Origin of the sequence: Schaalia sp. ZJ405 (assembly GCF_011038885.2) — a bacterium.
Lineage (GTDB): Bacteria > Actinomycetota > Actinomycetes > Actinomycetales > Actinomycetaceae > Pauljensenia.
In genome coordinates this window covers 456,033-477,221 of the sequence record NZ_CP064952.1, presented here as the reverse complement: position 1 = coordinate 477,221, position 21,189 = coordinate 456,033, and the positions used below count along the sequence as shown (strand labels likewise).

13 protein-coding genes and 1 riboswitch are annotated in these 21,189 nt (G+C 59.9%); of the genes, 1 reads left to right on the top strand and 12 read right to left on the bottom strand.

Annotated features, from left to right (window positions below; translation table 11 throughout):
* Positions 1 to 429: 429 nt before the first annotated feature.
* Entirely contained in the window at positions 430 to 2,001 is a 1,572-nt protein-coding gene (gene guaA / locus G7Y41_RS01975) for a glutamine-hydrolyzing GMP synthase (RefSeq protein ID WP_196819533.1), read from the bottom strand.
* Positions 2,002 to 2,288: 287 nt separating this feature from the next.
* On the opposite strand from guaA, the gene G7Y41_RS01970 reads away from it, so the two are divergent.
* Entirely contained in the window at positions 2,289 to 3,668 is a 1,380-nt protein-coding gene (locus G7Y41_RS01970; RefSeq protein ID WP_165218885.1) for a hypothetical protein, read from the top strand.
* 12 nt (positions 3,669 to 3,680) lie between these two features.
* Here G7Y41_RS01970 and G7Y41_RS01965 read toward each other — a convergent pair whose 3' ends face one another.
* From G7Y41_RS01965 to G7Y41_RS01915, 11 genes are all read right to left on the bottom strand, one after another.
* Positions 3,681 to 5,417, bottom strand: a complete 1,737-nt coding sequence (locus tag G7Y41_RS01965; protein ID WP_165316199.1) for an ABC transporter ATP-binding protein — start codon at positions 5,415 to 5,417, stop codon at positions 3,681 to 3,683.
* Positions 5,414 to 6,862 carry an ABC transporter transmembrane domain-containing protein gene (locus G7Y41_RS01960; protein WP_165316200.1) on the bottom strand — a complete coding sequence of 483 codons (1,449 nt, stop codon included), beginning with the start codon at positions 6,860 to 6,862 and terminating at the stop codon, positions 5,414 to 5,416. The genes G7Y41_RS01965 and G7Y41_RS01960 overlap by 4 nt, the downstream gene beginning before the upstream one ends.
* A gap of 598 nt (positions 6,863 to 7,460) precedes the next feature.
* A complete protein-coding gene (gene purH, locus G7Y41_RS01955) occupies positions 7,461 to 9,347 on the bottom strand; it encodes a bifunctional phosphoribosylaminoimidazolecarboxamide formyltransferase/IMP cyclohydrolase (RefSeq protein WP_165316201.1) in 1,887 nt (628 codons plus the stop codon).
* A 38-nt stretch (positions 9,348 to 9,385) separates the two neighbouring features.
* Positions 9,386 to 9,470: riboswitch (ZMP/ZTP riboswitch) on the bottom strand.
* A 6-nt stretch (positions 9,471 to 9,476) separates the two neighbouring features.
* On the bottom strand, positions 9,477 to 10,106 hold the full coding sequence (purN, locus tag G7Y41_RS01950; RefSeq protein ID WP_231367339.1) for a phosphoribosylglycinamide formyltransferase: 630 nt from the start codon (positions 10,104 to 10,106) through the stop codon (positions 9,477 to 9,479).
* Positions 10,103 to 11,671, bottom strand: a complete 1,569-nt coding sequence (locus G7Y41_RS01945) for a cell division protein PerM (RefSeq protein WP_165316202.1) — start codon at positions 11,669 to 11,671, stop codon at positions 10,103 to 10,105. The genes purN and G7Y41_RS01945 overlap by 4 nt, the downstream gene beginning before the upstream one ends.
* 267 nt (positions 11,672 to 11,938) lie before the next feature.
* Positions 11,939 to 12,835, bottom strand: a complete 897-nt coding sequence (sucD, locus tag G7Y41_RS01940) for a succinate--CoA ligase subunit alpha (RefSeq protein WP_165316203.1) — start codon at positions 12,833 to 12,835, stop codon at positions 11,939 to 11,941.
* 21 nt (positions 12,836 to 12,856) lie between these two features.
* Entirely contained in the window at positions 12,857 to 14,035 is a 1,179-nt protein-coding gene (gene sucC / locus G7Y41_RS01935) for an ADP-forming succinate--CoA ligase subunit beta (RefSeq protein WP_165218913.1), read from the bottom strand.
* 122 nt (positions 14,036 to 14,157) lie between these two features.
* Complete coding sequence (locus G7Y41_RS01930) at positions 14,158 to 17,034, bottom strand: ATP-dependent helicase (protein ID WP_165316204.1); 2,877 nt, start codon at positions 17,032 to 17,034, stop codon at positions 14,158 to 14,160.
* Positions 17,035 to 17,198: 164 nt separating this feature from the next.
* On the bottom strand, positions 17,199 to 18,689 hold the full coding sequence (locus tag G7Y41_RS01925; protein WP_165218919.1) for a DUF1846 domain-containing protein: 1,491 nt from the start codon (positions 18,687 to 18,689) through the stop codon (positions 17,199 to 17,201).
* A gap of 392 nt (positions 18,690 to 19,081) precedes the next feature.
* On the bottom strand, positions 19,082 to 19,732 hold the full coding sequence (locus G7Y41_RS01920) for a LuxR C-terminal-related transcriptional regulator (RefSeq protein WP_165218928.1): 651 nt from the start codon (positions 19,730 to 19,732) through the stop codon (positions 19,082 to 19,084).
* A 56-nt stretch (positions 19,733 to 19,788) separates the two neighbouring features.
* Positions 19,789 to 21,099 (bottom strand): ATP-binding protein, encoded by a 1,311-nt coding sequence (locus tag G7Y41_RS01915; RefSeq protein ID WP_331272609.1) that lies wholly within the window; start codon positions 21,097 to 21,099, stop codon positions 19,789 to 19,791.
* Between the last annotated feature and the right edge of the window lie 90 nt (positions 21,100 to 21,189).

Sequence of the window (21,189 nt, the reverse complement as noted above, 5' to 3'; positions counted from 1 at the left end):
ATTGTCGTTCCTATCTGTCCGTATCACCATGCAGTCTTTGGCCTACTTCTTGTTGACGACCCAAATGCCGGATCTGACATTTCCTTGTCTTCAGAGAACTCTTTCCCGTTTGCACGCCTTGCGAACGCGAAAATCGACTCACGGACTTTCTTGGGCACGAGCTGGACAAAAACCTCGCTAGATCCTGTTGCCTCCGAATCTGCACGCCCCCTGTAGTAGCCCACCTACCGCTGCCTGCACACTCACCCCTGATGACCGCCAGTTATATTCCGCTATTGGCGGTCATTGAAGGGACCTTTCCACAGCACCAGAAATTGAGGATTTCTGAAACGTACATCGAGCGAAAATACCCGCAGTAAAAGCTCCGCCTCGATCAGTCCCAAGGACAGATCGAGGCGGCGTAAGAGAGGTCAAAACACCCTAGCCGGATTACTCCCACTCAATCGTTGCCGGTGGTTTGCTCGTGACGTCGAGAACAACACGGTTGACCTCAGCCACAGAGTTCGTGATGCGCGTAGAAATGCGGGCGAGAACGTCGTAGGGCAGACGCGTCCAGTCAGCCGTCATCGCGTCCTCACTGGACACCGGACGCAGAACAATCGGGTGGCCGTAGGTGCGCCCATCTCCCTGGACACCGACGGAACGGACGTCCGCCAACAGAACAACCGGACACTGCCAGATCTCAGAATCGAGGCCGGCGGCGGTCAGCTCCTCGCGGACAATCAAGTCGGCGGCACGAAGAATGTCGAGACGCTCACGCGTTACCTCGCCAATGATGCGGATCCCCAAGCCGGGGCCGGGGAAGGGCTGACGATTCACCAGGTAGTCAGGTAATCCAAGCTCGCGCCCCACAGCCCGAACCTCGTCCTTGAACAGGGCACGCAACGGTTCAACAAGCTCAAATGTCATGTCGTCAGGCAGGCCCCCGACATTGTGGTGACTCTTGATATTGGCCGCGCCCTCGCCACCACCGGATTCAACAACATCCGGGTAAAGGGTTCCCTGGACGAGGTACTTTACTTCCCCGCCCTCGGCCCCGATTGCCTCGATGACCTGCTTCTGAGCGGCCTCGAAAGAACGGATAAATTCGCGGCCAATGATCTTACGCTTCGCCTCGGGTTCGGTAACGCCCGCGAGCGCGCTGAGGAAACGCTCGGATTCATCGCAGGTGATGACCTTAATGCCCATGCCCTTGGCGTAGTCCCCCTCAACCTGTCCACGTTCACCCGCGCGCAGCAGGCCGTGATCAATGAAGAAGCACGTGAGCTGATCACCGACAGCCTTGTGCACGAGCGCTGCCGCAACGGAGGAATCAACGCCACCTGACAGCGCGCAGATCACCTGCGCATCACCCACCTGAGCGCGGATCTTCTCGACCTGTTCGTCAACAATGGAGCCGGCGGTCCACGTGGGCTCAATTCCGGCGCCCTCATAGAGGAAGTTCGTCAGCGCTGCCTGACCGAACTGAGAGTGACCGACCTCTGGATGCCACTGAAGACCAAAGAGCTTGCGGTCACGGTTCTCGAATGCCGCAACGGGAGTTTCACGAGTGGAGGCCGTGACGGTGAATCCCTCGGGGGCAGATTCAACGGCGTCCCCGTGGCTCATCCATACAACCTGGTCATCGGGTGTTCCATCGAATAGGCAGGACCCCTGTGACACCTGCGCCTCGGTGTGTCCGTATTCGCGGGTGCCGGTTCGACCAACAGCACCACCGAGCGCCTGGGCCATCGCTTGGAAGCCGTAGCAGATTCCTAGCACTGGAACCTGCGCGTCAAAAATCGCCGGGTCGATACTCGGAGCGCCGTCCTCGTAAACAGAGGAAGGACCACCCGAGAGAATGATCGCGGCAGGGTCTTTCGCAAGCATGTCTGCCACGCTCATGGAGTGGGGAACGATCTCGGAGTAGACCTTGGCTTCGCGGACACGCCGGGCGATGAGTTGGGCGTACTGGGCGCCGAAGTCGACAACAAGGACAGGGCGAGGCTGAGTCGTATTCACGCCCCTTATGCTACCTGGCAACACGTCACCACGTTGTCGCCTGACTCGGCGTGCGCTCACCAGAGTGGGTGGCTCATATCGTGTTCCATTGACGAGGACGAGCACGCACCTTCCTTTATGACCTCACCTTCCCACAGAGGAAAGACACCCACGGGCTGGCGAGGTCATGCGGCTGTGTTGGTGCTATCTCCGAGGGCAAAATCTCATGTCGTCGCGCAGCCGACATATTGAGACACGCGTCGGGCGGATACGCCCCGACATTGAGCTGACTGAGAGACAATTGCAGCATGGCGTCCCAGAAGTCCACTGCGCCCTCGACCGCCCAATTTCTCTCCGATCTGGGGATGCATGGAGCGAAAAAGCGATCTCCTTTCGGGCAGAAACTCTCTGCCCAAGAACGCGCCTCGCTCCCCATTCTCGACGGAATCAACGAAGGGGTGACCAGGGCAACCGAGAAGGTTGCTCGCTGCGCTCACTGCGCTGATGTGGCATGGATTGTTGGGCAATTTCTTCACCCAATGACTCTGGCTGCTCGTAAAAAAGTTCCTCTTCCGGATGAGGATCTCCTGCTGCGTGTGTGCGCGAGGATCGAAGATCTTGCCGATGGTGTGGATATTCACCACCCGCGTGGCGGTGCACGTGAATTTCCGCGCAAGAAACTCACCGCCGCGCTCAAGGAGTGGCGCAACGCCTTCGCCGTGCGAGCGAAAGATCCCCGGTGGAAGAGCATCGAGGGAACCCCCGTTACGCTCGCAGGGCTCAGGTCGTGGCAAAAACGCATGTCCTCGATGGATCTCACTGTCATTCCTTCCCTTGAGATTCCCGCCGAGTTTGCGCTCACACTTCAATACGTCGAGGAATGGGACGAGGTTCTTGCCCAGCTCGGACATACAGGTGAATGTTTCTCCCTGCGTGAGGAGGTTGCCCGCCTCAATAACTGGCCCGGTGACCAGTGGATCAACGGGGACGACTACGCGTCAGCTCAGCGAAGGTTTCACCGTCGACTCAAACGTGCGCGAGCAATTTCGCAGGATCCGAAACGGGACCGCATCATGGAACGGGCCCTATACCTGCGCGAAGGGTTACTCCTCGGACCGGTGGATCCGCTCGCCTGGTTCCTCGCGGTGTGTCGATTCCGTTGGGAGACCCCCGAGATCTTTGATCCCCGACCTGAGATCATGTCATGGAGGTTCGTTGACTGGGTGGTGCGGATCATGGGGGCGCACCGGGCAACAACAATTTCTGACGTTCCCGCGTGGATTCAGCAGGCTCGCGACCCTCGGGACGTTCCCGCTGAATTCCTCACTGCCGTATCAGGCCCAAACGTCATGATTGACCTCGACGAGGATGTTGTGACCGCTCTTCCACCTGGATGTCGGGTACGCCGGATGGTTGTCAGCGCAGTCGGACCACTGGGACCTGACTGGATCCTCTACTGGGTCGAATCCGAATGGGATGATTCTCGACCAATCTTGGATTTAGTGGAATCCGCCAAACTTCACCCTCAGGTGATCTTTGTTTCAGACGAAGAGCCACAGGACCTGGCGGAGATCATTCGCCCCTTCCTTGATATTGCGTACGAAATCCCAACGAATCCACTGACGGCTCACAGTCATATTCCCGGTGTTCTTCCAATTTTCCCCGAACACCCGGACGCGGGTTTGTAGCTCGGGAGAGCATCAGCTCCTGCGCCACGCCTCCCAGAGACGCGCATACTCTCCCCCGAGAGCAACAAGCTCGTCATGACTTCCAAGTTCCGCGATACGCCCATCGACCATAACCGCGACTCTGTCCGCGTCGTGTGCTGTGTGCAAACGGTGCGCGATGGCCACAACGGTGCGCCCCTCAAGAACTCTGCCGAGCGATTTCTCAAGGGAACGAGCGGACGCCGGATCAAGCAGCGATGTCGCTTCGTCGAGGACGAGCGTATGCGGATCAAGGAGGATAATCCTCGCCAGTGCGAGCTGCTGAGCCCTGGCGGGTGACAGCTCAAGGCCACCGGTACCCACAACCGTGTCAAGACCCTCAGGAAGATCACGAACCCACGCATCGGCCTCGACCCCCTCAAGGGCTCGCCACATGTCCTCGTCAGTGGCATCAGGAGCCGCGAGTTTGAGATTGTGAGCGATGGAACCAACGAATACGTGGTGTTCTTGGGTGACCAGAGCTACCTGACGGTGAAGCATATCTTCGGGCAGGTCAACGAGTGGCACTCCCCCAACTGTTACAGCACCTGACGTTGGCGCGTGGATGCCCGCGATCATCCGGCCAAGGGTTGACTTACCCGCACCCGATGGTCCAACGATCGCAAGAGTTTCACCGTCACGCAGTTCAAGGTTCACTCCGTGGAGAACGTCTTCCCCTTCCCGATAGGCGTAGGACACATCCGAAGCAACAATCACGGTTGAGTCCGGGGTCACCGCGAGCGCTTGACGGTCATCATCGACCAGGGCCACACCGAAAATTCGGGCGAGGGAAGCTCCGGACGCCTGGAACTGGTCAATCCAAAAGGTCATCTGATTGACGGGCATGCGGATCTGCAGGGCATACAGGGCGACTGTTGTCACCTGACCAAGGGTCATCCATCCACGGGACATCCCCAGTGTGCCGACGAGGACGATGAGAATCACGGGAACGAGGACGATTGCGCCAAGCCCTCCCAGGAGGAACATCCGCGCCCAAGCGCCGTAGCGTTCGAGCCTGAACATTTCAACAACGGAGGCATCCATGTCGTTCTTTCGCAGTCGCCCCAGGCGCGCTGCTTCAACGGTGTCCGCATTTTCGAGGGTCTCGGAGGCGCTTCCCGACATCCGTGCCCACGAAGCAGCTCCGGCTCGATACGACGGGATCGTTCGAGGCAGATACCACCGCAGCAGCAGCGCGAGCACAGGAAATTCCGCGACGATCAGCACGGCAAGCAGCGGCTGCGTTGAGAACGCTGCAACGAGCGTGACGATGATCGTTGTTGCCAGCACGAGCGCCCGTGAGATCCCTTGACGTACCGTGTATTGGACGCGCCCAATGTCGTGTGTGGTCCGTCCCAGGAGGTCACCTGTTCCCGCGGCCTCGACAACTGAGAGCGGCAGATGCGTCACCGAGTGCACGAGGTCGTCGCGCAAGCGCGCGAAGAGTTTCTCGCCGAGCACCCGAGCACGGTACTCAGCAATAAACGACAGGAGCGACGCCACGGCAACGAGGACGATGGCGATGACGAGCATGTGGATCAGCCATGATTGTTCCACCGTGCCCTGAGTGAAACGGTCGATGACTGTCCCCAGCATCCACGGCAGAATAATTGCTGCACCGCTTGCTCCCAGTTGAAGAACGATCACGGTGGTCAGCGCCCAACGGTAGGACCGCAGCAGCATCCCCATCCGCCCGATGACGGTACGCCCGTCAGCGATTGGCAGTCTCATGCTTGCCCCATTCTGCGGTCAATGATCCGCATGTATGCGTCCGCACCCGGGTCACCGGCCTCGGCTTGATGCCGCAGGTCGCGGTGGGTTCCTTCGGCTATCCGAGTGCCCTGTTCATCAACAACTTCGATGACGTCACATTCCTCAAGGACAAGCGGGGACGCGGTGACGATCACCGTTGTTTGCCCCGCCCTCTGCACCGCAAGTTTCCGGGCAATACGCGCCTCCGTATGAGCATCCAGTGCCGACGTTGGTTCAACGAGGACGAGCACGGGAGCTTTCGCCGCCACGGCTCGCGCAAGCGCAACCCGTTGACGCTGACCACCCGACAGGTTCCGACCTTTTTCGAGGAGGACTCCATCGAGGCCGCCGGGCAACGACGTGAGGACGTCATGAGCGTCGGCAACGTCGATTGCCGCATAGAGCGCGGGGTCTCGCGGGTCATCAATGTGCGGTGGCGGCAGCTCAACAAGTGACTGGGCGGCGATCTCGTCACGCACCACGAGTTCGGTTGTCCCATGAGGCCGACGCATCGGTGCGCCAGCCCCCAGGAGATCATCTCGAAGACTCCCGGAGAACACCTGAGCGTCTGCACCGAGGAAGTAGATGCCGCGCCGGATTTCGTCACGCGCCAGAGTCGCCAGTTTCCGGTCCTCAACCATTGCTTGACCGGGGTCAAAGCCGGCGAGCCTGCGGGCAATCGATGCGCCTTCGTCAGGATCGGCTGCGACAACAGCAGTGATACGTCCCGCGTCGATCCGCACCCCTGAGTCGGGGTCCCTCAGCGTTGCGTGAGCCCACCAGTCGTCCTCGTTCATGTCACCGGACGACGGGGATTCTTCGGCAGAGGTGGACGGTGCGTGAACGGGCGAGGGTGACGGCTCGTCCTCGTCCCCTGGAATCGACTCATCAGGATCCTCAACCGCAAGGATCCGCGCCATTTTCGACAGCCCCACCCATGCTCGCGTGTACTGCTCAATGAGGTTCGAGGCCGTGGAGATCGGCGCTTGCAGGTAGGCGGTGAAACCGTAGAAGGCAACAAGATTCCCCACAGATAGGTCACCGCGGAGGGTGAGGACCGCTCCGGAGGCAACAACGACGAGCATGAACGCCAGGGGCACACCTTCCTTGATCACGGCAAGGCCCGCAGCATTTCCCGACATCGAAATTCCCGCGTCACGGACCTGGGCTGACTGCCTGCGATAGGCATCGTCAAATCGGTCTTCCCCACCGATCCCCCGCAGTACCCGAAGGCCAGCGACAGCGTCCGCTGCGATCGTCGTGAGTTTTCCCTGTTCCTCACGCATGTGTGTCTGCTTTGCCTGGAGGGGACGAATCAGCAGCGTCGTCGATGCGATGATCACGGGAAGACCAATGAGCACCAGCAGCCCCAAAGGAAGAGATGTCGTCAACATGAGGACCGCGACAACGGCAGTGGAAACCACTGACCCGATGAGCACCGGGGTCCACGCGGCCGCTGCGCCGAGACGCTCTGTCCGACAGAAGCGTCGTCGTCACGTCACCTGTCGGTAGAGCCCGGTTGATCGCTCTGCCTCGACCAGCGATTCGGTGACCAACCGAGCGCATTGCGTGCGAGGACGTGCCGATCCAGATCGCAATGTCGGTGAGCTCATTGAGGCCGTCGCAGAGAACAACAACGATGAGCAACCCACCAAAGATCGCAATGGGTCCCAGAAGGTCGAGGGTGAGTCCTCGTTCCAGGCCCGCATCGAGCATGAGTCCCAGCGCCCACGGCATGAGGGCAACAGACACCGACACGAGGATCGACAGCAGTGAACCACCGACGACGCTTTTGCGGATGCTCCACAGGATCTGCCGGGCAATGGAGCGCGGGGAGGCTTCCAGACTCAGGGCTTCGCCACTGGGTGAGGTCAGCGAGCGTGGCCAACGCTTCGGAGTACGCGCAAGCGGAGGGACCGCCACGCCGAGCGTATTCGCCCAGTCAATGGCGGTCTGCCTTCCGCCCCGCCCAGTTGAGTCACCTAAGGAGTCGGTCTTCACTTTCACCTGAACTACATGGTTTTAGTGTGCGAAGTGGCGGGTTCCCGTCAGGTACATCGTGATTCCCGCTGCCTTCGCAGCTTCGATTGATTCATCGTCGCGGATCGATCCGCCGGGCTGGACAACAGCCTTTACTCCGGCGTCGATAAGAACCTGAAGTCCATCCGCAAACGGGAAGAACGCATCGGAGGCCGCAACAGCGCCGATTGAGCGTTGCTCCGGAGCATCGGACACGACATCTTCGGTGCGTGCTCCACCCGCCGAGGTAATGTCAGTGCCGGCGTTCTTCGCCGCGTCACCCGTTGAACGTCCACCGAGAGTATTTGCACGTTCAACTGCGAGCTTACACGAATCAACGCGGTTGACTTGCCCCATACCGACGCCCACTGAAGCACCATCCTTGACCAGGAGGATCGCATTCGACCGCACGGCGCGTACCGTTCGCCACGCAAACTCAAGGTCTGCAAGCGTCTGAGGATCCGCGGCTTGGCCAGCCGCGAGCGTCCAATTCGCCGGATCATCACCGGGGGCGTCAATATCGTCGCGATCCTGAACCAGGAGCCCACCGCTGATCTGCTTGAACTCACGCTGGCCGCGCTGGGGAGCGGCGACCTCAAGCACTCGGAGGTTCTTCTTCGCAGAAAGCACCTCAAGGGCCCCGTCCTCGTATCCGGGGGCAATGACGACCTCGGTAAAAATCGGGACAATCTGATGGGCCAGTTCGACACTCACCGGACGGTTAACTGCGATGACACCTCCGAACGCGGAGACGGGATCGCAGGCATGCGCTTTGCGGTGAGCCTGGGCAACATCGTCGCCCACGGCGATACCGCAGGGATTCGCATGTTTGATGATGGCAACGCAGGGACGCTCGTGATCGTAGGCGGCACGCAGCGCAGCATCCCCGTCGGTGTAGTTGTTGTACGACATGTCCTTGCCGTGCAGTTGACGGGCGTTGGCGATGCCCGGAAGCAAGGGGTCATCGGCGCAAGCCGAAACCTCCGCACCGTCCTCTTCTTCGGGGTTCACCTCATCGATGTCCTCATCGACCGGGATTTCGCGGTACACAGCTGCACCCTGATGCGGGTTTTCACCGTAGCGCAGCGAATGGACACGCTCAAAAGCATCGGCAACATACGCCGGCAGAGTACCGTCCTGTGCATCTTCCTCGACAACGTACTGTCCCTCGTGATCGACCACGAAACCAAGGGATTCAAGGAACGCCACATCCGATTGATCAAGATGCGTTTCGCAGGCCTCGTCAAGCTCATCGCGCAGGTCCTCGCGGTCAAGCTCGTTGGCAAACCATCCGGCGATGGCCAGGTCGTACATCGCGGTGTGAGCGAAGGCTTCAGCGGCAAGGTTGCGGCGTTCTTCCAGTGTGAAGCCCTCACCTGCCGCCGCACGGGCAACATCCTCGTAGTGGGCCGGAGATGTGACAACGGCAACTGACGGGTGGTTCTTCGCGGCCGCACGAACCATCGACGGACCGCCGATGTCGATCTGTTCGACGCACTCGTCAAAGGACGCTCCGGAAGCAACGGTCTGAGAGAACGGGTACAGGTTGCAGATGACGAGGTCGAAGGCCTCAACACCCAGGTCAGCGATCTGCTGACGATGGTCAGCTTTGCGCTGATCAGCGAGGATCCCCGCGTGAACCTTCGGGTGGAGGGTCTTCACGCGCCCTTCAAGGACCTCCGGGAAACCGGTCACGTCGTCAACGGGTGTCACCGCCACGCCGGCAGCTGCGATTCGCGACGCAGTTGACCCTGTGGAAACGATCTCCACTCCGGCCTCTCCCAGGGCCTTCGCCAGGTCTTCAAGGCCGGTTTTGTCGTACACGGAAATCAAGGCGCGTTTCACTGGGCGTACGTCGATGGGTTCAAGGTGATCTAAGCGGACGGACATGTTTCCTCCGAGGTTCGTCTCAGTCGGTATTGCTCATGCCCAGGCACCCAGGCGGGCGGCGCCTATGGGAATTATTCGTCGCTTCCCGGTGGTCATCCACCCTCGCCAGTTACGACCATAGGCATCGTATCAGTTTCCGACTTCGACACGCCGTCCCGAGATCGTCCATCCACCTCGGATCAGACGCCCCACCCATTCGACAAGCTGGACACGCTCAGCCTCTTTGATTCGTTGAAGAAGGGAATCCGCGTGATCGTCGGGCAGCACAGGGACGACGGTCTGGGCGATGATCTGGCCCGTGTCCTCGCCCTCGTCAACGAAAAACAGCGTCGCACCGGAGACTTTAACTCCCGAAGCGATGGCATCCGCGGGGGCGTGTATTCCGGGGAATGACGGGAGCAACGAGTTGTGCGTGTTAACGATCCGACCACCAAATGCGTCGAGCACCGCCGGACCGAGCATCTTGAGGTATCCCGCGCACACGATGAGGTCAGGACGCGACTGGGCAAGAAGCTGCGCAAGTTCCCGATCCCACGCGGCCCGATCTCCTCCTCGCGCAAAGGGGTGGATCCACGTTGTCATGCCTCGTTGCTTCGCCCAGTCGATCGCTGCGCAGTGACGGTCTGCTCCGACGGCAACGACGTCACCTCCCCACCGCTGATCGCGGCTGGCACGCACGAGGTCACGCATATTCGATCCTTCACCGGAGACGAGGACGATGATGCGGGCGGGCGCAAGAGGCTCAACGGTCACGTTCACGGGATGTCCGCCGTCTGTGTGCGCACGTTCTCAGTGGGAGTGCGGTCGGCGGAGTCCTCGTCTGAGTCCTCGTCGTTCCTTTCGCTGTGGTCCTTCTTCCGGCTGTCATGCGCGGCCTGGTCCGCGAGGGTCTCCCCAGCCGTGTCGTTTTCAGCGTCGGCGTTGTCAGCGTCTCGCGGGGGTGCGTCGGTGTCTGCGTCGCCTGCGGTCTCGTTGTGGGTTCCGTCGTGAGCTGAGGCGGGTTCGTCCTCGTTCATTAGTGGCGAGGACGAGGCGGCAACTCCGCGTGGGAGCTTCGAGATTTCCCACTGACGCTGAACAAAAGCACGTGACGTCGGGTGTCCGACAAGACCTGCAAGGGCAAAGCCTCCGCCCACTTCAAGGACGATCCAAAGGCACGTGATCGCAGCATGGGGGCCAAGAAATGCCATCCTGTGTGCCCCGAGGACGAGTGTTGACGAGGCAATCCACGGCCATACGGCGACGGCGAGAACAATCGTCGCGATTCCCGTTGCGTACATGTGGGTTTTCAGCGTGGACTGGGCGCTGCGCCAGACGACAAGGGCACCCAGGAGGATGCCGACAAGTACGAGAAGAAGGCAGATGCCGTGGCCCGGTGCTGTCTGCGGGATTGCTCCGAGGACGGGGAAGCCGGGGATCGCCCCTGAGGGAGCGGACGTCACCGAATGCCACGCGTCGGTTCCTACCCAGAAGCCAGGACCGGCAAGCCAGGCCAGCGCCCATGCACACAGTGATGGCAGGAATAGCGCCTGGGCGCCGATGATCAGGGTGTTCTCCTGCCACGAGGTTGTCAGAAGGAGCTGGTGGATTCCGGCGATACGTTCGCGCGACATGAGAATTGCTGTGATGACCGCTAAGGCAGAGACGACGATCAGTCCAATGACCTCAATGATTCCCCACGTGATCCCGGATTTCACCCAGGTGGGGAAGCGCGAAAATATCGTGTCCCAGTCAAAGCGGCGAAGAAGAGCCCAGGCGGCCGCGACCAGCGGGATGAGGAGGGCACCGGGAAGTGCTGTCACCCATCGAGCGTGCGGAGCTATCAGTCCGACGAACAGCAGCGAAGGGATTGCAAACCCGGGGACTGCGAACCAGGAAGCTGCGCGTGGAAAGTGTCGGCTTGATCGCAGGAAGAGGCGAAGCACGCAGACGAGGAAAATTCCTCCCAGAGTTGGAAGGGCTCGGTAGGACACGTTGGCAATGTGGAGAGTTCCTCCGAGGATCAGCGCCCACGCATCACTGCCTGCGTGATAGGCATTTTCCCAGGTGACAGACCCCATCCACGGGTTCTCTGAGGTCGTCCAGTAGGCAAAAATCGACGCGACGGTGCATAGAGCCCAGCCAAGGAACGCTGCCTCCACCCCGGAAAGTAGGGATCGAGCCCAGCCGTCGGGCATCCGCAGACGGATGACGGGACGCTCGACAACGGAAGTCGTCGCCTGAGACGAGGAAGGGGTTTCCACGTGTGAGGAGTCCTTCTTCTGCGCGGGCGGCCGCGACCGCACAGGGCGCTGAGGCCGGTGGAGCGTTGTTTTGTCAGTCATCGGGTTCATCGTCTCGCAACTTCAGCAGAAGATCGCGGCGAAGCGCCGGGGTCTTGAACAAATGTGCGCGGCCACGCATGAGTTGCCGCAGCCCTCGCCTTCCTCTCAGAGGCCGTTGTCTGCGCCCCGATCCCGCATAAGCTGGCCCTGCACAGAAACGTGGGTGCCCGCCCGGCGACATGGCCGGGCGGGCACCCAAGGTTCCTCAAGATCCGCGCGTGGTTTCTGCACTGTACTTATCACAAGTGACCAACGCGGCGAGAGCCTCTACTGTCCAAGCAGCTCCCGAACAATGAGTGCCGTCTGAGACGGTGTGCGCCCCACACGGACTCCAACAGCCTCAAGGGCCTGAGCCTTCGCCGCCGCCGTTCCAGCGGAACCGGAAACGATCGCACCCGCATGGCCCATCGTTTTTCCTTCCGGAGCCGTGAATCCCGCGATGTAGGCAACAACTGGCTTCGTCATATTCTTCGAGATCCACTGGGCGGCACGTTCCTCCGCATCTCCGCCGATCTCGCCGATCATGACAACAAGGTCTGTGTCCGGGTCTTCTTCGAAAGCGGCGAGCGCATCAATGTGAGTGGTCCCGACAACCGGGTCGCCACCGATGCCCAGGCCCGTGGTGAAGCCGATGTCACGGAGTTCGTACATCAGCTGATAGGTCAGGGTTCCCGACTTCGACACAAGCCCGATACGTCCCGTTCCGGTGATGTCAGCGGGGGTGATCCCCACATTCGTCTCATCCGGGGTGATGATTCCGGGGCAGTTGGGACCGATGAGCCGCGTGCCTTTTTCAAGGGCCCGGTGAACAAACTCAACGGAGTCGTGAACAGGGATTCCTTCGGTGATGACGACGACCGTTTCAATGCCGGCGTCAATAGCTTCAAGAGCAGCACCCTTGGCGAAAGCGGGTGGCACAAAGATCACGGAGACATTCGCTCCGGTTTTTTCTCGAGCCTCCGCGACGGTCCCGAAAACGGGGATCTCCACGGGATCGTCTGCTCCACCGGAGCTAAAACTCACGAAGGTTCCCGCTTTACGCGGGTTCGTTCCTCCGACGATGTGCGTTCCCGATGCGAGCATTCGAGCGGTGTGTTTGCGCCCTTCCGCTCCGGTCATGCCCTGGACGATGACACGCGAATCCGAGTTGACAAAAATCGACATTCTCTTCTCTTTCCTCTCGTGTCACTTCGCCTGTGCGGCGAGTTCAGCGGCGCGTCGAGCCGCGCCGTCCATTGTTTCCTCCAAGTGAATCAGGGGGTGTGCGGCTGCCTGGAGAATCGCACGGCCTTCATCCACTTTGTTCCCGTCAAGTCGCACAACAATCGGCTTCGTTGCTGAGTCGCCGAGCTTGGAGAGTGCTCCAACGATTCCCTCGGCCACTTGGTCGCAGGCGGTGATGCCGCCGAAGACGTTGACGAAAACGGAACGCACCTGATCATCTCCGACGATGACGTCGAGTCCACGGGCCATAACTTCCGCGGATGCGCCGCCGCCGATGTCAAGGAAGTTCGCGGGCTGAACGTTGAGGTCCTTGCCGGCCAGGGCAACAACATCAAGCGTCGACATGACAAGACCGGCGCCATTACCAATGATGCCGACCTCACCTTCAAGCCTCACGTAGTTCAAGCCCGCAGCTTTCGCCATTGCCTCACGAGGATCCTCGGTGCGATTGTCAACCAGTTTCTCGTGTGCTTCGTGACGGAAACGCGCGTTGTCATCCAAGGACACCTTTCCGTCAACCGCCCACACGCGTCCATCGGGCGCGGTAACGAGGGGGTTGACCTCAACAAGCGTTGCGTCTTCTCCGTCGTAAACATCCCACAGTTTGATGAGAACCGGGATGATTGCCTCATGCCGTTCCTCGGGGAACCCGGCCTCGTTCAGGATGAGGCGGGCCACGTCCTCGTCAATTCCCTTCTGAGGGTCGAGGGGGACTTTCGCTAGCGCCTCGGGGCGTTCCTTTGCGAGGGTTTCAATGTCCATTCCTCCCTCGTAGGAGCACATCGCCAGGTGACGTCGGTTCGATCGGTCCAGGAGAATCGAGAAGTAGTATTCCTTCTCGATATCCGCTCCGGATGCGATCAGGACCGTGTGAACGATGTGGCCCTTGATATCAAGTCCGAGGATCTGCTCGGCTTTGTCTCGTGCTTCCTCGGGAGTGCGCGCGAGTTTAACGCCGCCGGCTTTACCTCGTCCGCCGGTTTTCACTTGAGCTTTAACGACGAGCAGCGTTGCTCCGTCGTCGATGAGTGTGCGTCCAGCCTCAAAGGCTTCCTCGGGGGTTGTCGCTGTAATCCCGGGAAGTACCGGAACGTCATGGTCCCGGAAGAGGTTTCGCGCCTGGTATTCGTAGAGATCCATTGTGTATCCCATCTGACAGGGGGTCCGACGGGAATCAACATTAGCGTGATCCACATCATCTATCAGGTATATGAGACAAAAGTCCTAGATTGTGATACTGCTCTCCACGTCGTTCCTCGCCGTCAGAGCTTCTCCATAGGCGCAAGCCGCACAAGCAAACGCTTTTCTTTCGTCCCAAATTGCACTCGCGCAACGGTCTGCCGTCCCTGACCTTCCACACCAAGGACCACTCCTGTCCCCAGGGTTTCATGTCGCACCCGGTCACCGGCCGCAAGAACGAGCATCGGGGTGTCTTCTTGTGCTGCCTTAGCCGCGGGCGTGCTCCTACCGAAACGGACAATCGGCCGCCCGGCCCCGACGCGCGGACTCTGCGAATTCCCCGACCCGAGATCGCCCGATCGTCCTCGTCCCGAACCGAAAACCGGACCGGAATCAGCATCTCCCCACGGATCTTTCCCCAGTGAACGCGCCCCCGACGAATACCCCGCTGAGGAATACCCCGAACGACGTTTGGTCCAGGACGGCCCATCACGACGCATAGAAATCAGCTCGGACGGAATATCGTCAAGAAAGCGCGACGGAGGCATTTCTTGGGGAGTTCCCCACGCTGATCGCACGACCGCGCGCGTGAGATACAGGCGTTTGCGGGCACGCGTAATCGCCACATACGCCAGGCGCCTCTCCTCTTCGAGCTCCTCTGCCTCTCCCAGGGACCGTTGGTGCGGGAATGTTCCATCCTCCATTCCGGTGACGAAAACAACGGGGAATTCCAGTCCCTTCGCCGTATGCACCGTCATCAACGTCACCTGACCGCTGCGTTGTCCCTCATCTGGGACCTGGTCAGAATCAGCAACCAGGGCAACCCTTTCAAGGAACGCCGCCAGCACCCCCAGATGCGGGTCCTCATCAATTGGCGAGGACGAGTCTGCGTCCTCTCCCCCGACGGTCCCCTCATCTGCCGGTCGAGTCGCCGACGCAGCGTTCGCCTGATCGCGCGGGTCCGCGTCAGTGGGAGTGACCGACTGCGCTGGTGCAGCTGCGATGAGCGCGGAAAACTCTTGGGCAACCGAATGAAGCTCCGCGAGGTTTTCCACACGCGACTGATCCTGAGGATCTTCAGACCCGCGCAGCTCAGCGAGGTATCCCGTATGGTCGAGGGCTTCTTCGAGGAGATCCGCGGGGGTAGCGCCGGCCCGCTCGGCCGCGCGAAGCGTCTCAATGAGGCCCCAGAAGTTCGCGGCAGACTTCGCAGCGCGAGCAGTCAGCCCCTGGACCTCCCGCCCCGTTTCGTTGACCTCGTCCTCGTGAGTGATGTCTTTGGTACCGACAGCGTGCTCAGGGGCTTCTCGCTCACCGGCGTCAATCGAGATGCCCTCCCCTTCACCGGCGGGCCTGCCGGCCGCGACCCATGCGTCGCGAAGAGCTCCGCCCAGGGAAAGTCCGTAGCGGTCCGCGTGAGCCAGGAGCGCATCCTCAGCTTTTGCTCCGATACCTCTGCGCGGCGTGTTGAGGATTCGCCGAACAGCAACGGTGTCGTCCGGATTCGACACAACCTGGAGGTAGGCCAGCGCGTCCTTGATCTCACGACGCTCGTAGAAGCGGGTGCCGCCGACAACCCGATAGGGGATTCCCTGTCGAACAAGGAATTCTTCAATTGCGCGGGATTGGGAGTTTGTTCGATAAAAAACTGCGATGTCTCCCCAATCTGTCCCGTCATCGTGGAGGCGATCGATTTCGCGGATGATGAATCGTGCTTCGTCGTGCTCAGATTCCGCGGTGTCCACAACGATCGGCGCACCATCACCCGATGCTGTCCACAGGTTCTTTGGCCGGCGTCCCACGTTCTTTGCGATAACGGCATTTGCGGCCGACAGGATGTTCTGCGTCGAGCGGTAATTCTGCTCCAAGAGGATTGTTCGCGCTCCAGGAAAGTCACGCTCGAACTCGTCAATGTTGCGAATCGTTGCGCCGCGGAATGCGTAGATCGACTGGTCCGAATCTCCAACGACAGTGAGTTCCCCCGGCGCTACCCCGTCATCTCCACTGCCAACGAGGGCGCGAACCAGCATGTATTGCGCATGGTTCGTGTCCTGGTACTCGTCAACGAGGACGTGGCGGAAACGTCGGTGATAATGCTCAGCGATCGCGGGATTTTCGGTGAGCAGCTGGACGGTCCGCATGATCAGGTCATCGAAGTCCACGGCATTGGCTTGGGCGAGCCTATTGGCATACTGCGAATACGTCTGGCTGACGATCCGGGAAATCGGGTCTTTTCCCGCCGTGTCCGCGTATCGCTGCGGGGTAATGAGCTCATTCTTGAGATCTGAGATTCTCGCGGCAATCATTTTCGGCGTGAAGCGCTTGACGTCAACGTTGTCGGCTTTGAGGATCATCTGAATGAGCCGCTGAGAATCCTGGGCGTCATAGATCGTGAACGAGGACGGCAGGCCCACCGCCTGATGCTCATAGCGCAGGAGCCGCACGCACGCGGAATGGAATGTTGACACCCACATCCGCCTCGCATCATCACCAACGAGCTGCGACACGCGCTCGCGCATTTCCGCAGCTGCCTTATTGGTGAAGGTGATTGCCAAGATCTGTCCGGCCCGGGCGCGTCCCGTTGCCAGCAGATACGCGATGCGGTGCGTGAGCACGCGGGTCTTTCCCGATCCGGCACCCGCCATGATCAGCAGAGGGTCCCCCTGATGAACAACGGCCTGACGCTGCTGGTCGTTGAGCCCTTCGAGGAGAGAATCGGGATCGAATTCCCTCTCATCCGCTGGGAAACCATAGGATGCACCACCCGGACGTGCAACCGGCGGCCACCCGTTGATGTCCCCACGTCGAGCCGTTGTGGACGCGTCTGCCCAGCTCCCCTGACCGTCGTGCGGACGGTCGGGAGCAACATCGTAGGTCGGGATCATGTCGAAAGCGGCTTCGTTGTCTCCATCGTTGAGGAGGCCTGATCCCAGGTCAGGAAGTGCGGTGTAATCAGTCATGGCTCCTCCACTCTAAGACAGGGCTCTTGCATCTGAAGACATGGCACCACGCATGACCACACTCGACATGACGTGCTCACATCACCGGTAGGCCGGGCAGCACCCACCCGACGTGCGCCGCGCGATGACGAAATGTCACGCACTCCACGTCATCGGGCACCGTCTCAGTGCTTGCGGTACAGCGACTTCGTTGCGTACACGGGTTCCGACGTCACCTGGACACCCAGGGAACGGAAGATCCCCTCATCCACGGACCCAAGGATCGTTGAAGTGTGAACATCACAGCCACCGAGTACACCCAGCTGATCTAGGGCACGTCGGGCGTTATCATCACCGTTAGCTGACACCGCCAGGGCAATGAGCACCTCGTCAGTATGCAGACGCGGGTTCCGCGAACCCAGATGACCGGTCTTGAGGTGTTGGATCGGCTCAATGGATTCGGGGGCAAGCAATTTGACTGAGTCATCAAGACCGGCAAGTTTCTTCAACGCGTTCAGCAACATTGCCGAACAACAGCCCAGCAGCGCCGATGTCTTGCCGGTGACGATTTCCCCGTGAGGGAGTTCAATCGCTGCACCCGGAGCTTTCGTTGCCTTCGCAACTTTCAGTGCCGGACGTACAACCGGGCGGTCGTCCTTATTGATCCCCAAGCGGCTCATGAGCAAAGCGATCCGTTCGGATTGGACCGGATCAAGCAGTTCTTTCTTCTCGACGACCAGGGCTTTGTAGTAGCGTCGAAGGACTTCCTGTTTCGATGCTTCTTGGCACGCCTCATCGTCGCAAATCGACAGGCCCGCCATGTTGACCCCCATCTCCGTTGGTGAATTGTACGGAGATTCCCCGAGGATCTGCTCGAACAGCCGCTTGAGTACGGGAAAAACCTCAACATCGCGGTTGTAGTTCACCGTCTGCACACCGTTGGCAGCCAGATGGAATGGGTCGATCATGTTGACGTCATCAAGGTCGGCGGTCGCAGCCTCGTACGCAATGTTCACGGGGTGATCGAGGGGAAGATTCCAGATGGGGAAGGTTTCCCATTTCGCGTACCCGGAACGAATACCGCGCTTGTGATCGTGATAGAGCTGCGACAGGCAGGTCGCCATCTTGCCGGAACCGGGGCCGGGAGCCGTGACAACAATGAGGTCTCGTTCCGTTTCGATGTATTCGTTCTTCCCGTACCCATGATCGGACACGATCTGCGCTACATCGGAGGGATAGCCGGAGATCGGGAAGTGGCGATACACGCGGATCCCCAGTTTCTCGAAGCGACGCCGCACAGCTTTCGCTTCCCTGTTATCGTCGGTCCACTGCGTAATGACAACGGACCCAACTTTGAGGCCATACTCTCCGAAAGCATCAATGTGTCGAAGAACCTCGTCCTCGTACGTTGTCCCCAAGTCTGCACGAACCTTGCGCCGCGCGAAGTCTTTCGCATTGACGGCAACGATGATCTCCACGTCCTCAGCCAATTCGGAAAGCATCACAATCTTGTTGTCCGGGGTAAATCCCGGAAGAACGCGGGAGGCGTGCATATCGTCGACGAGTTTCCCGCCGAACTCCAAGTACAGTTTTCCGCCGAATTGTGCGCGCCGGGCGGCGATATGCTCAGACTGAAGCTTCAGGTATTTCTTGCGGTCAAATCCGATGCGATGCATGCCGTCCTCCGGTGCCAGGATCTTCAATCTTCCGCCCGACTACTCTAGCGCGTTCTCAACTCCCCAAGCGCTGAGAAAAGCCGGATTGACTGTGCCTATACGCACATATCTCCACGGATGTCCTCGTTCCAGGGGTTGATGACCGCGATATCGATTGGTTGAAAATGTCGAGTATTTCGAGTCACCATAGTCATCCCATTGGCCTTGGCAACCGAAGCGATGAGCGCGTCGTCGTATGGAACATGTTCTGGAACCCGCAGCTGAGAAAAAGCACGTGCGGCAACCCTCTACTCACAAGGCACAGAAGCACGGTCTGGCGCACGTCAAGCGCGCAGATAGTACCGAGAAACCCGGGGCACTCGCCGACGTCAGTAACGCCAACGACCCCGAGATCACACGATGTGACGCTTGACTGCCCATCGGGTGAGTTCATTACGGTTCGACAGCTGGAGCTTACGCAGCACCGCCGACACGTGAGTCTCAACCGTCTTGATCGAAATGAAAAGCTCCGATGCCACTTCCTTGTAGGTGAAGCCACGGGCAATGAGCCTCATGACTTCCTGCTCTCGGGCCGAGAGTAGGTCCAGCTCGTCCTCGCCAATTGAGACGTCACCCGTGCCGAAGGCATCAAGAACGAAGCCCGCCAGACGAGGCGAGAACGCCGCATCCCCGACGGCCACACGTTCAATGGCTTCGACGAGGTCGGGTGTCGTAATCGACTTCGTCACGTAGCCGCGAGCACCCGCACGGATAACCTGGACAACATCCTCGGGCGCATCGGACACGGACAGAGCGAGGAAGCGCAACCCCTCAACGTCCTGGCAGGACGCGGCGACTTCCGCCCCGCCACCGCCGTTACCTCCTGGGAGGTGGACATCTAAAAGGGCGACATCCGGTCGCAGCTCGTGGCACGCAGCGATTGCCCCCTCAACATCTGCGGCCTCGCCGAGAACCTCGAAATCAGCTCCCGATGCCTCAAGTTCGGCGCGAACCCCCGCGCGAACCATCGCATGATCATCAATGACAATGAGTCGAATAGTCACGTGTTCTCCTTGGATCCCTGGTGACTCCCCTGTGACAATACATGACAAGCTCTCTCTTAGAGCGAATCAGCGCCGCTTTCCTCGGTTCGGGGAATCGACAAAGAGACCTCTGTTCCAACAGCCAGCGTGCGGATTCGTGCGCTGCCACCTGCACGTTCCATACGGCCAATGATTGAATCACGTACCCCGTGACGATCCGAGGGAATATCTTCCAGGCGGAATCCTCCACCCGAATCCTTAATGAATGCTTCAACGACCGTGCGGCGAACCTCCACGTAAACGGACACCGGTGGCGCTCCGTGTCGAACCGCATTGGCCACAGCCTCACCGAGGGCGGCAATCAACGCAATCTCTCCAGGACCCGGACGCATGTCGGACACGGTGACCACATCGACCGCAATGCCGTAGCGAGACTCAATGCCTCCAACTGTTTCCTTGACAGCCCGAGCAAGGGAATCTTGAACCTCGTCGTGCCCCGTGTACAACCACGAGCGCAGCTCACGTTCCTCTGTCAGCGCGATTGCGCGAACACGGGTGGGGTCATCGGCGCTCGAACGAATGAGGGTGAGTGCTTGAAGCACTGAATCATGCAGGTGGGCGGCGATGTCCGCACGTTCTGCGTCACGAACCTGCTGACGTTGCACCGCAGACAAATCCTTCGATGTACGCAACCACAGAGGAGCAAAAGCGAAGAGCACGCCGGCAACAACGGCGGCCCCCAGCAGTCCTCCGCGCAGAAGAATGAGCGGCGGATCGTTACGTCCAACGATGAGGACAATGCCGAAAATCAGGAGAACAGCTCCCGATGATACGGCGCCGAGGAATGACACGGACTGCCAATTTGAGAGGTTGCCTCCCTGTGACCACACGAGGCCGAGACCAACGATCACGGCGAGAATCGCGATAATTTCACGAAGATCCAAAGCTCCCGAGCGCGCGATGATGACCGCTGTGATTGCGATGCCGAGCATGATGATGCCCGCCATGAACAGTCGATTTCGCGTGGCGACGTTGCGATGATCTGCGGTCACCGACGTCAATCCCCGAGTCAGTCCCGGACTCTCGGGGGTCATGTCCCGTAGTTCTTCCCTCGGGATCATCACCCAGAGCCACAGGTAGAAAAGAAAAACGATGCCGAAGACCGGGACGAAGAGCACCATGAGTGCGCGAATGAGCCCCACCGACATTCCCAGGTGAACCGACAGTCCCGAGCACACTCCAGCCAACCACGGGGTTGGCCACAGCCCAGACTGTCCCGTTGCTCGCCGCAGCGGCGGACGGGTATGCACTGCCTGAGGAGGCACCCACCCCTGCGTATCGACGGCAGCCGAGCGGCGTTCGTGTCGACGACCTCTGGACCTATTCACCCTCGTATCTTCACACGACTGTCCCCCTGATTTCGAGGTGAGGGCATTAACTCAGGGGAGTTTCAGGGCAGTCCCCAATGGTTGTTTTCA

Bases quoted from the DNA above. Each gene is read 5' to 3' on its own strand.
- sucC (WP_165218913.1), bottom strand. From the start codon at position 14,035: ATGGATCTCTACGAATACCAGGCGCGAAACCTCTTCCGGGACCATGAC.
- G7Y41_RS01970 (WP_165218885.1), top strand. From the start codon at position 2,289: ATGGCGTCCCAGAAGTCCACTGCGCCCTCGACCGCCCAATTTCTCTCC.
- G7Y41_RS01965 (WP_165316199.1), bottom strand. From the start codon at position 5,417: ATGAGACTGCCAATCGCTGACGGGCGTACCGTCATCGGGCGGATGGGG.
- purH (WP_165316201.1), bottom strand. From the start codon at position 9,347: ATGTCCGTCCGCTTAGATCACCTTGAACCCATCGACGTACGCCCAGTG.
- G7Y41_RS01925 (WP_165218919.1), bottom strand. From the start codon at position 18,689: ATGCATCGCATCGGATTTGACCGCAAGAAATACCTGAAGCTTCAGTCT.
- G7Y41_RS01930 (WP_165316204.1), bottom strand. From the start codon at position 17,034: ATGACTGATTACACCGCACTTCCTGACCTGGGATCAGGCCTCCTCAAC.
- G7Y41_RS01945 (WP_165316202.1), bottom strand. From the start codon at position 11,671: ATGACTGACAAAACAACGCTCCACCGGCCTCAGCGCCCTGTGCGGTCG.
- sucD (WP_165316203.1), bottom strand. From the start codon at position 12,835: ATGTCGATTTTTGTCAACTCGGATTCGCGTGTCATCGTCCAGGGCATG.